Raw genomic sequence first — 11721 nt, 5'->3', positions numbered from 1 at the left:
CGGCCATATTTTCTAAACTGATACAGATGAAACTTATGAAAAAGAATAGGGCAAGACTATTTCTTAGCCTGACGGTTATCTGTCTGGCGGGTGTATCCTTTTTTCTCTGGGCTATGCCGGCAGTACTGGGCCAGCAGTATATCAAACAGCTTGATTACTTGCCGTCACCCCAACCGGGGGAGAGGATACTTATATTTTCACCCCACCCCGATGATGAAACTATTGCACTTGGTGGCTACATTGACAGTGCCTGTCAGGCCGGAGCAGAGGTAGAGATTGTACTGGTTACGGACGGCAGCAAATTTACCAACAAAGAAATCCGTTACCAAGAGTTTGAAAGTGCCTGCCGCTTGCTGGGGGTGGCAGCAGACCATCTGGTGTTTTTGGATTTTAAAGACGGCAGTCTTCGGTCAGTGCCTGTTACCCTGTTGATAGATTGCTTCGGTGCTTTGATAAATAGCTTCATGCCGGATATTGTGTTTTACCCCCACCCCCAAGATGCTCACGATGACCATGCGGCTGTAAGCAGGGTAGTCAGGCAGTGTTTAAAAGTTACCCCCGGTATCCGGGGTTATGAATATCTGGTGCATTATCGGATATTCTTCCCTCAACCGCGGGTTTTTAACCAAAACTTGTATCTGTTGCCGCCGCTTACTCTGGTAAATGAAGACCACAACTGGCTTAAGTTTGACCTCTCTGAAGAGCAGCTGGAACGAAAATTGGCAGCCTTGAGTGCCTATGCGAGCCAGCTGAAAAATCCATTTCTGAAGCCCCTTATGCAGAGTTTTATCCGCCAGAATGAGCTGGTTTGTCTGCCGAACTGATTCAATCAGGGTTTGGGGGATTTCGGCTGGCAGTATCCCCTTAAGATTTCAAAACAGTAAATAGTCAGGCTGAGTTATTCTCTTTGTTCCCCTTCTGGTTGGCCAGATTGCCAGAGCAAGGCCTGAAATGCGGGGCATGCGTTTTCCCCCTTAAACAATCTTACCTTGGCGTGCCAGGCTTTGTGGGGCTTGCCTTTAACAGTTCTGACCGCTAACATTTATATGTAATATTTTCGGGATATAAATAATAATTGGGAGTAACCGGATATATGAATAATATAATAGATAAAAAATGGGCTTACCGTGAGCTCGGCAAAACGGGCATAGGGCTTAGCCCCATCGGCTTGGGCGGTTGGCAGTTTTCCCGCGGTAAGGGGGCGGCTATTGGGGTATGGGGCATGCTGAACCAGACCAAAGTAAACGAGATTGTGCTTAATTCGTTGGGGGGTGGGATAAACTGGTTTGATACAGCCGAAGCCTATGGCATGGGGCAGAGTGAAGAGGCTTTAGCCGAAGCCCTGAAACAGGCGGGTATCCAGCCCGGAGAGTGCTTTATAGCTACCAAATGGCAGCCTACTTTGCGGTTTGCATCTTCTATTAAAACCCTTCTGCCCATGCGCGAGGGTTTTCTAAACCCTTATAAAGTGGATTTGTATCAGGTTTATTTTCCGGGCCTTTTTGCCTCTATTGATGCCCAGATGGATAACATGGCCGCCCTGTATAAAGAGGGGCGGATACGGGCCATAGGCGTCAGCAACTTTAATGCCTCCCAGATGCGCATTGCCCAGAAGCGTTTAAATGAACATGGTTTGTCACTGGCATCAAATCAAGTCAGGTACAATCTGCTGGACAGGCAGATTGAGACTAACGGGGTGCTTGAAACTGCCCGTGAGTTGGGTATAAGCCTGCTAGCTTATTCTCCGTTGGGTATGGGTATCCTTTCAGGTAAATACCAGCGTAACCCGGAGTATCTGCAGCAGGTGCCGTTTATCCGCCGTAAATCTATCCGCCGGGCGCTGGAAAAGAGTATGCCTATTATCGCCAAGCTTTCAGAAATAGCCGGCAGATACAGTGCAGATATAGCTCAGGTAGCTCTGGCGTGGGTAATTTACGGGCAGGGAGATACTGTTTTTGCCATAGCCGGCGCCAGTACTCCGGTGCAGGCACGGGAAAACCTGAAGGCTCTGGATATAAAGCTGACTACAGCCGAAATAGCTGAATTAAATAAGGTGTCCCGGTTTTAGGTCTGCTCCGGCGGGTCTGGCTGGCAAGGGGGCGTTTGCCTCTGGCAGCAGGGGCGGGCATCTATCTCAAAAACCCCTCCCTCTATCCGCAGTGCCTTGCCATTTAGCAGGGCGTCTGCCACTTTGTATCTGGCGGAATAAAGCATCCGCTGAAAAGTGGGGCGGGAGATATTCATCTGCAGGGCGGCTTGGGCTTGCTCCAGCCCCAGCAGGTCTTTTAAACGCAGTGCTTCAGCTTCCTCAGTAGACAGCTGGTTTTCCTCAAGCATACTCAGAGGTATGCCGGCAGGTTTGTAATAAGCTACTTTGGGTATCTCACTTATGCGGCGGCATTTGTACGGTCGGGGCATGGTGCTTACCTTTCAGTTTCTTTCACGCTTGGCTTCAGAATAGCCTCTACTTTTATTTGTGTCAATATTTATTCTGCAGGTGTTATTACGTATCATTACTAATAGACCATGTGCCTGTTTTGGATTAAGCTCAGAAGAGGAGGGCAAAGCGATGGCAGATACCGAGTTTATTAAGCAGCAGATACAACTTTTAAAAGACCCGGATGGTCTGAAACGCCAGTCTGCCCGGCTGGCGCTTGAAGATTTGGGTAAATCAAGCGTGCCATATCTGGTTGCCAAGCTGGATGAGTATCAGGGTGATGCCCTGTGGGAAAGTGTAAAAGCCCTAAGCCGCATTGGGGATGCCTCTTCCGCCGGGGCTTTGGTCAAACTTCTCTCCCATGAGGTATCCGATATACGCTGGCTGGCCTCTTTGGGTCTGATAAAAATAGGCAAAGAAGGGGTGAAGCCGCTGCTGCGTGCCCTTAGTTTGTCAGATGCCCGTTCACCTCTCCTCAGAGAGGAAGCTCACCATGTGCTTACCGGGCTGAGAGACAAGCAGCTTAAAAACAGTTTGTCAGGGGTTATAAAGGCTTTGGAAAGCAATTCCCCCCGGTCTGATGCTCCGGTAGCCGCCGAGGAAGCGCTTGTAAAGCTTAAATTTTAAAATAAAACCTGATTATTATCTATACATGGATAAATACAGGCAAATAAAATGATTTACAGTTAACTACAGAAAAATAAGGTTATAAAATAATCTGTATTTATTTAAAAGGTCTTAATATCTCGCTATTATACCTTTGTAGCTTGACTGTAGGGATATAATAGCGGTAAAATAAAGTAAATATGAAGCACATGAGGAGGTATTTATCTCTCCAAAGTGAAAAAGTTATTTGAATATAGTTTGTTGTAGCCCGTTTTAACGGGTTTTGCCCCGGCCCTTTCCGCTGTATTTAGTTTTCAGGTTTTTCTCCAGCCACTGGTTTTTATATTATCCCGGGTACTTGTCAGTCTTTACGCAGTTCCAAATTTTCTATCCGAGACTTTCATTTGTCTAGCCGTGTTTTCTTAATTCAGCTTTCGGGTTGGGGTTATTCCCTGCACAAAGGAAGGATTAACATGGTTTTAGCCGATACAAAATCCGAAATGCCTCAATACCCCCAGACGGAGCAAGACCACCAGGTGATGGCTCACAAGATAAGCTCTGACTACCATGAGGACGAATGGAATAACTGGAAATGGCATATTTCCCATACTATTAGGGACTTGACCACAGTTGAAAAACTGCTGGGTGTAAAATTTTCAGCTGAAAAACGCCGTAGTCTGGAAGATACTATCCTCAAGTTTCCCATGAGCATTACACCTTATTATTTTTCCCTTATTGACCGCAAAAATTACGAAAATGATCCTGTTTTTATCCAGTCTGTACCCAGTGCCGCTGAACTAAATTTCAGTTGCTACGATAAAGAAGACCCTCTGGCCGAAGACGTGGATAGCCCCGCTCCCGGCATTACCCACCGCTACCCGGACAGGGTGCTGTTTCATGTCTCAAACCGTTGTGCCATGTACTGCCGGCACTGTACCCGCAAACGCAAGGTGGGGGATATTGATAAAAACCTTTCACGTGATGAGCTGAAAAAGGGATTGGAGTACATAAAAAACACCCCCCGGGTGCGGGATGTTTTACTGTCCGGGGGTGACCCTCTGCTCCTTCCTGATAGCATACTTGAATGGCTACTTTCAGAACTGAAAGCGATACCCCATGTTCAGGTAATAAGGATTGGTACACGGGTACCGGTGGTATTGCCCCAGCGGATTACTCCCCATCTGGTAAAAATTATCCGGAAGTATCACCCCGTCTGGATAAATACTCATTTCAATCACCCCCGTGAGATAACCTCCACCTCCAGCCGGGCGCTTGGCATGCTGGCAGATGCCGGTATACCCTTAGGTAACCAGACAGTTTTGCTGGCCAAGGTAAATGACTGTCCGCGGGTTATGAAAGCCCTGGTACATAAACTGGTGGAAAACAGAGTCAGACCGTATTACCTCTACCAGTGTGACCCGGCACAGGGCCTTTCCCATTTCCGCACTTCCATAGGCAAGGGTATAGAGATTATCGAAAATCTTATCGGGCATACCAGCGGATTTGCCGTACCCACATATGTTATAGATGCGCCGAATGGCGGCGGCAAGATACCTATTATGCCGAATTACCTCATATCCCAGTCTTCCAGCAAGGTTATTCTGCGTAATTACGAAGGGATTATCACGGCCTATTACCAGCCGGAAGATTACCACCCGCCCAAGTGCGGGCAGGATTGTTCGGCCTGTAATCTGGATTTGGACCTGAATGGTGCGGCAGAGGGGGCGCTGGTAGGGATTGCCCGTTTGCTGTCTAACTATGAAGATACCGATTATTTAGTTCCCACTGAATGTGACCGAATGGATCGCCGCAAGAGCGGCTATGACCAGATAACTACTATGGGGACTTCCCTCATCCAGCACGGCAAAAACAGTGACCGTATCTACCTGATGAGATTGGCCGCCGAGGAGGCCGCCACTCTGATAACTGGGATGCAGGCACTGGCAACCGAAAACGGCTACACCAAGCTGTTTGCCAAGGTGTCTGAGGATATAAAGCCCCTGTTTGAAGCAGATGGTTTTGAAACCGAGGCGGTTATCCCCTGTTTTTACGGCGGGAGCAAAGCCGGTTACTTCATGGGAAAGTTTATAGATAAAGACCGTAAAATAGAAGAAAATGGCGAATTGCTGGAAGATGTGCTGAAGGTGGCCCATTCCAAAGCCGGTAAAGTGCCGGCGGTCAAATTGCCTAACGGGTATACCCTTCGCAAATGCACCGCTGAAGATACGTCAGCTATGGCCGAGGTTTTTTCCACTGTTTTTGCATCATATCCGTTTCCCATTTTTGAACCGGACTATATCAGCCGCACCATGGCTGAAAGCATAACTTATTATGGTATCTGGCATGGTGACAGATTGGCGGCGTTATCTTCAGCCGAACAGTATCCGCTGGAAGGGCACGTGGAATTGACAGATTTTGCTACCTTGCCCGTATACCGACGCCGCAAGCTGGCAGGTATTTTACTGCGTACTATGGAAGATGAAATGAAGCAAAAAGGCTTTGGAGTTAGCTATACGTCTGCAGTGGCGGAGTCTTATGGTATGAATATCAGCTTTGCCCGCCAGGGATATAAATTTGCCGGGAGGCTGAAAAACAATACCCAAATAAACGGCAGTATAAAAAGCATGAATGTTTGGTACAAGTGCCTGAAGAAAAAGACCAAATAGGCCAAGTTGCTTTCAGTATCATATAGCAGAGCGGACACCTTTTTGGGGTGTCCGCTTTTGTTTGACAGATTGCAGGTTATTTCAGGCGCCAGGGTTCAGTACCCGTCCGGTAAAGAGAGTAGTGCCGGTAGCCATATCTACTATGCAGAATATAAAAGCCCGGTCAATGCTCAGGGTGACAGGTTCAGCAGGGGCGGAAGTCAGGTTCATAGTTACGGCTGTTGCCGCTGCCGCTTCAGTGCCGGCTTCACTTACAGATATAAATGATTTATGAAATACGTCACCTATCATCAGGTTATAGCCGCCGTCCATTTTTGAGAAATCCGCTTGGCCGCTAAAAGCAGTGGGCATACCCAAGGCAGACAGGGCATCTTTGAGGGCAAACTCTGACTCAAAGCTGAATTTGGGCAGGGATAAATTTATCTGGTTATACTTGATGGAAGCGAGTATCCCGGTCAGCATTTGCCCGGAAAGAGCATCTTCCACCTGTCCAAACTTGCCTTCATCCGGCAGGATAATCACCATGGAGAGACTGTTTCCGGCGTAAGCAAGTTCTACCGCCTGAAAATCATCTCCGTTGTAATAGCCGTGGCCTTCGCTCTGGTGCATCATCTGCACGCTTACGCTAGAGCCGTTTTGCAGGTAGAAAAGGCCGTTCTGAGTGTTTTCTTCTTCAAACGGAGCTGCCCAGGCGGCATTAAAGTAAATGGCATTGGTCAGCACCAGACGGGTGGTTGAGTCTATTCCATCAGAGGGGATAAGGTCTTTGATTTTATCTTTGGTTGCCTCGGATACCCAGTCATTTATCACCCTGCGGGCATCTTCAGAGCTGGCGGCAAAGTCCAGTACCCGCAGTCCTGCACCGTAGTTCTGGGCAAGCGTATCCAGAAAATCTGACAGGAAGGTGTAATTTTTCTGCCCCCAGATGGCATTTACCAGTTTCAGCTCAAAAGTGCCGGCATCGGCCTCCTCTGCCTGTGATTCTCTTTTATTCAATTCCTGATCTATAAAGTTAAAAAAGGCATGCAGGTTTGCATCCGGCAGCAGGTAGTTAAGGGTATTTTGCATCTCGGTTTTGGTGGTGGTATCTGCTCCGGCGTAGGTCATGGCCAGAGCAATGGAGATGCTGAAAGGGGAGTAAAAGAAATTGCCTTCCTCTGTACCTTTCAGAAAGTGATACAGCTTGAAGGCAAAATCATTGTTGGCTTCTGCTTGAATATTTGCGTCTTGCTGGCTGATATTCGGGTTTGCAATCCGGTCTTTGTCAGATTTCAGTTCCTCAGCCGAAACTCCGCCCGAACAGGCTGTAAGGGTAAATAAACTGGCTACTGCCAGCAGTGAAAATACATGTTTGATTTTCATATTTTATCTCCTTGGGTTGTCTGCAAATATTAAAACGCCGGGGGTCTGAAAAGGATAGTATAGGGTAATAATGCCCGTAGACCATTTGAAATTAAAGGTTTATAATTGTAATTTCTTTCAGGAGGACGAACATAAATATACGCAAAGCGGAGCGCTTTTCATCATTTTCACATCTGGCAGGGGCGGTGGGGGGTGTGCTGGCACTGATAGTGCTGGTTATCCTCAGCTGGGATAACTGGGATATTATGGCGGTCTCGGTGATTTATGCCCTGGCCGTTATCAGTTTGTTTTCCTTCAGTACCATTTACCATGCCTTGAAAAAAAAGGAAAATGAAATAAATGTCTGGCGCAAGCTTGACCATATAGCTATATTTATAATGATAGCCGGTACGTATACCCCTATGGCTTATATCTATCTGGACGGCGGCTGGCGGCTTGGTATGCTTATTGCCACCTGGGTTTTTGTGCTGGCAGGGGTTTTCCAGAAGATATTTTTCCTGAATGCACCCCGCTGGCTTTCACCGGTAACTTATCTGGGTATGGGCTGGATGGCGGTTGTCCCGTTAAGAGAGTTCTGGCTGAATATGCCGAGTCTGGTGTTCTGGCTGATTGCGGCCGGAGGACTGGCATACAGTATCGGGGCGGTTATTTACGGGCTGAAAAAACCTAATCCTGTGCCGGGTGCTTTCGGCTTCCACGAGATATTCCATACCCTTATATTGCTGGGCTGGGCGTTTCATCTGGCGGCGGTTATACTGGCTATTTTAGGTTAGTTATCCAGTTCCTTTAGGGTATCTTCCAGTTTCTGCTTAAGTGTGTCATTCTGCTGGCAAAGTTTCAGCCATTTTTCACCCAGAATTATCAGCCGTTCTTTGCAGGTTTTATATTCCAAAGAGGCATCGGCCACTTTTTGGCCGCTTCGGTATAAATCGGGGTCGGCAAGCAGGGTTTCCAGTTCCTGTTTGCTTTTTTCCAGCCCGGTTATTTCTTCCTCTGTATCAGAGATTTCCTGTTTTAAAGCCCCTGTTTCTTTATAATGCTGGTTTCTAATCTGACCTTCCAGAGTTTTACGCTGTTTCTGGGAGAGTGAGGCTGAAACGGGAGCGGGGCGGGGGGAACTGACCGCAGTCCTGTTCTTTAGTATTTCATCTTCAAAGGGGTTGGCGGCGGCAAATTCCAGATAGGCATCATAATCGCCTTCAAAAATTCTGATTTTACCGTTTCGTACTTCAATAATCTTGGTGGCCACTTCGCGGATAAGGGTGCGGTCATGAGTGATGAAACAAAGAGTGCCTTTGTAAGCCTGAAGGGCATCAGCCAGTATTTCACGGGCAGGTATATCCAGATGGTTGGTAGGCTCGTCCATGAGTACCAGATTGGCTGGTTTGAGTAGCATTTTGGCGATGGCCAAACGGGTTTTTTCACCTCCCGACAGTACCGATATTCTCTTTTTTACATCATCTCCGCTGAATAGAAATGCCCCCAGCATGCCCCGCAGCTGTTGTTCAGGGGCATCAGGCAGTATTGTTTCCAGTTCCTGAATAAGGTTATTGGACGGGCAGAGTGACTCTACATAATACTGAGCGAAATAGGCGGTATTTACGTTTACACCCAGATTACGGTAACCCGAATCAAAGGGCATAACCCCGGCCAGTATCTTCAGGAGGGTGGTTTTGCCGGCACCGTTCGGACCTACCAGTGCAACTTTATCTCCGCGGTTGAGTACCAGTTCCAGCCCCTGGTAGATAACCATATCGCCGTAAGACTTGGTAAGGTTTCTTAGTTTTATAACATCATGCCCGCTGCGTTCCGGTTCAGGGAAGTTGAAGTGCATTTTCTTGGTCTGGCGGGGGATAACTATGGCAGACAGTTTATCCAGCTTTTTTATCCGGCTTTGCACCTGGCTGGCTTTAGTGGCTTTGTAACGGAAACGTTCTATAAACTTGGTTTCTTTGTCTATAAGCTCCTGCTGGCGGCGGGATTGGCTTTCAAGCTGGGTTAGGCGGAGTTCGCGCTCACGCAGGTAGCTGTCATAATTGCCTGTATAGAGACGGGCTTTTTGTTCCTCCAGTGACAGTATTTTGGTTGCGATGGAGTTCAAAAATGCCCGGTCATGGCTGGTAAAAAGCACCGAACCGCTGTACTGCTTCAAGTAGCTTTCAAACCAGCGGGTGGATTCCAGGTCAAGGTGGTTGGTAGGTTCGTCCAGTATAAGTATATCCGGGCTGAGGAAAAGGAGTTTTGCCAGTTCAGCCCGCATCAGCCAGCCGCCGGAAAATTCATGCAGGGGGCGGTCAAAATCGGCGGGTTTGAAACCCAGTCCTGCCAGTATCAGTTTAGCTTCCTGTTCGGCGTTATAGCCGCCCAGAGCTTCAAAAGAGTGCTGAAGTTCACCCAGTTCGTTCATCAGGCGGTTGCTTTCAGAGCCGTCTTTTTCTTCTGCCAGTTCTCCCTGCAGCAGGGAAATCTTGTGCGAAAGGGAACGGAGGCGGTCTGAGGCGCTGGAAACAGCTTTAAGCAGGGGTTGTTTGGAACTGGGTTTGATATCCTGCTCCAGATAACCTACCGTAGTGCCGCGGCGGAGGATGATTTTACCTTCATCAGGTTCCAGCCTGCCGGCAATCATTTCAAAAAGGGTAGTTTTACCGCTGCCGTTCGGGCCAAGTAAAGCCAGGCGGTCTCTTGCGCCTATATTCAGGTTTACGCCGGTATAAAGGCTGCGCACCCCGAAGGATTTGGAAAGATTTTGGATATTTAACATATTAGTTTTTGTATAGTAGCCATTATACAGTAAGAAACCCCCGCCGCCAAAGGAGGTATAACTCAATATAAAAAGGGGGAGGCTTGAAATCGCCTCCCCCTTCAGGGTTTCTTTCCGGAAGGTGTTAGAAAACCTAGCCTACCTGAATGGCATTAACCGCTTCAGGGGGCAGAGTGATAGATACCGGCTGGTTAATATTGGTTATAGTTGTAGACATAACCATAGATAAAGTTTGCGCCTCTATGAGCATATCCATGGACAGATTCATTTTTATTACATAAGAAGTATCTTTGGCCACCCAAGCAGTCAGTTTTATATTTTTCAGGCTGTCAGCAGGGTTGGTTATAGCTGAAGGGTCTTCGATAGCTTGCTGTTCGTTCAGGTATTTTATCAGTTCTGTCAGGTCAGGGGTGATTGTAACTTTCCAGCAGCTTGTTCCGTTTATCGTTTCAGACCCGTCTACGGTAATGCTGGATTTGGAAAACAGGTAGTTATTCTGCTGGGATTGGGCGTTCCAAGTCTGGGTTTGCATCTGGGTATCCATCAGCATTTTGTACCAGGTGTTAAGCTGCATGCCGGTGTTCTGGTCGGTGCTGGTAATCCTGAAATACTGGAAACTATCAATCAGGTAGGTTTCCATTTCCATGGTGCTCGCCAAATCTCCGGTCACGATGATACTGCTTGTTAAGTACGCTTTCTTGCTGCTAAGGTCCTCTTTGCCGTTTGCAGTCATAACCGTTTTGATACTCATACCGGAAACTTGCATAGTCATGTCAATAACACTGGTCGTATCAAAGCTGGTTATATTGGGAGAGGCGGCCAGTATGGAAGCAATCAGCTGTGAGCCGGTAGGGGTAGTGTCCGATACGGGAAGATTATTGGTGTCTGGTGAATCATTGTCCGCTGTGCCGCTTGAACAGCTGCTGCCCAAAGCCAGTGAGAGTAGCATGAGCAGGCTGATTAAGGGAGCTATAACTTTAAAGGATTTTATCTGTTGCTACCTTTCCTGTTTACTATTACAGTAAACTATTTAGACTATACAGGACACTATGATAAATATAGTCAAGCAAGAAGTTAATATGGTAATCCTTGCGGCATAGCTACAAATTGCAAATTTTAACTTAAACCGGCTACGTAGCCGGAAGCCCAGGCAAATCCAAGGTTATAGCCGCCGCGTTTGCCGTTTACGTCCAGCACCTCGCCTGCCAGATACAACCCTTTGACCAGCTTTGACTCCAGGGTTTGGGGGTCTACCTCTTTGGTGTCTATACCGCCGGCGGTAAATTCGGCCTCATTCCAGCCTCGGGTTCCCGAAACCTCAAACCGCCAGTTTTTAAGTTTAGCAGCCGCTTTGGAGGGGTTTTCTTTTTCAAATAGCTGTTTAAATGCCAGGCAGAGTTTACCGGGCAATATACCGGTCAGCATATCCTCCGGAGTTAAGCCCATTTTATGGCGGTTAGTCAGCTCTGTTTCCAGCTGTTTTTGCTCCATAAAGGGTATCAGGTCTGTTTCAAGGGAGACATCTTTTATATTTAAGCGGTTTATAGCCAGAGAAATTTCCTGGCTTATATCCAGTATAAGGCTGCCTGACAAACCGTATTTGGTAAAAAGCAGTTCTCCGTCAACAGGGTTGCCTATTTTGCCTTGGATACGGCTTTGGGCACGGGCAATAATGCGTTGCCCCTGAAGCAGGTGACAGAGAGGGTCTTTGACCACCAGAGGTACAGTACTGGGTACAGGTTTGATGATGCGGTGACCCAGTGAAGAAGCCAGTTTGTAGCCGCTTCCGTCCGAACCGAAAGAAGGGTAAGTAGAGCCTCCGCCTGTCAGGATAAGGCTGTGGCCGGTTTGCTGTTTACCGTCTGCCGCACCCAAGCTGAAACCGGTTT

10 protein-coding genes are annotated in these 11721 nt (G+C 47.7%); 5 read left to right on the top strand and 5 right to left on the bottom strand.

The window, feature by feature from the left end:
• Together WC259_RS05890 and WC259_RS05885 are read left to right on the top strand one after the other, a co-directional pair.
• The coding region (locus tag WC259_RS05890) for a PIG-L deacetylase family protein (RefSeq protein ID WP_372643569.1) at nucleotides 1–824 on the top strand (824 nt) is incomplete at its 5' end.
• A gap of 269 nt (nucleotides 825–1093) precedes the next feature.
• Nucleotides 1094–2068, top strand: coding sequence for an aldo/keto reductase (locus WC259_RS05885; RefSeq protein WP_061977064.1), 975 nt, complete (start codon nucleotides 1094–1096; stop codon nucleotides 2066–2068).
• Here WC259_RS05885 and WC259_RS05880 read toward each other — a convergent pair.
• The gene (locus tag WC259_RS05880) at nucleotides 2065–2418 is read right to left on the bottom strand and encodes a DUF134 domain-containing protein (RefSeq protein ID WP_011308818.1); all 354 of its coding nucleotides are present in this window, start codon (nucleotides 2416–2418) and stop codon (nucleotides 2065–2067) included. The genes WC259_RS05885 and WC259_RS05880 overlap by 4 nt on opposite strands.
• 151 nt (nucleotides 2419–2569) lie before the next feature.
• Between WC259_RS05880 and WC259_RS05875 the strand changes: the two genes are divergently transcribed.
• Together WC259_RS05875 and ablA are read left to right on the top strand one after the other, a co-directional pair.
• A complete protein-coding gene (locus WC259_RS05875; protein ID WP_011308819.1) occupies nucleotides 2570–3064 on the top strand; it encodes a HEAT repeat domain-containing protein in 495 nt (164 codons plus the stop codon).
• A 452-nt stretch (nucleotides 3065–3516) separates the two neighbouring features.
• Entirely contained in the window at nucleotides 3517–5709 is a 2193-nt protein-coding gene (gene ablA / locus WC259_RS05870; protein ID WP_372643565.1) for a lysine 2,3-aminomutase, read from the top strand.
• An 81-nt stretch (nucleotides 5710–5790) separates the two neighbouring features.
• Here ablA and WC259_RS05865 read toward each other — a convergent pair whose 3' ends face one another.
• Nucleotides 5791–7071 carry a serpin family protein gene (locus WC259_RS05865; protein ID WP_011308821.1) on the bottom strand — a complete coding sequence of 427 codons (1281 nt, stop codon included), beginning with the start codon at nucleotides 7069–7071 and terminating at the stop codon, nucleotides 5791–5793.
• A 101-nt stretch (nucleotides 7072–7172) separates the two neighbouring features.
• Between WC259_RS05865 and WC259_RS05860 the strand changes: the two genes are divergently transcribed.
• A complete protein-coding gene (locus WC259_RS05860) occupies nucleotides 7173–7844 on the top strand; it encodes a hemolysin III family protein (protein ID WP_149867368.1) in 672 nt (223 codons plus the stop codon).
• On the opposite strand, the gene WC259_RS05855 is transcribed toward WC259_RS05860, so the two are convergent.
• The 3 genes from WC259_RS05855 to WC259_RS05845 form a co-directional block, all read right to left on the bottom strand.
• Nucleotides 7841–9832: an ABC-F family ATP-binding cassette domain-containing protein gene (locus tag WC259_RS05855; protein WP_078987058.1), complete on the bottom strand. Its 1992-nt coding sequence runs from the start codon at nucleotides 9830–9832 to the stop codon at nucleotides 7841–7843. The two genes, WC259_RS05860 and WC259_RS05855, sit on opposite strands and share 4 nt — an antisense overlap.
• A gap of 133 nt (nucleotides 9833–9965) precedes the next feature.
• Entirely contained in the window at nucleotides 9966–10823 is an 858-nt protein-coding gene (locus WC259_RS05850; protein ID WP_061977072.1) for a DUF6612 family protein, read from the bottom strand.
• A gap of 125 nt (nucleotides 10824–10948) precedes the next feature.
• Nucleotides 10949–11721, bottom strand: a 773-nt coding sequence (locus WC259_RS05845) for an aminoacetone oxidase family FAD-binding enzyme (protein ID WP_372643562.1), incomplete at its 5' end; no start/stop codon positions are given.

Origin of the sequence: Dehalococcoides sp. (assembly GCF_041654235.1) — a bacterium.
GTDB classification, from domain to species: domain Bacteria; phylum Chloroflexota; class Dehalococcoidia; order Dehalococcoidales; family Dehalococcoidaceae; genus Dehalococcoides; species Dehalococcoides mccartyi_B.
Note: the sequence above shows the minus strand (reverse complement) of the source record. Positions and strands in the feature narration are given on the sequence as shown.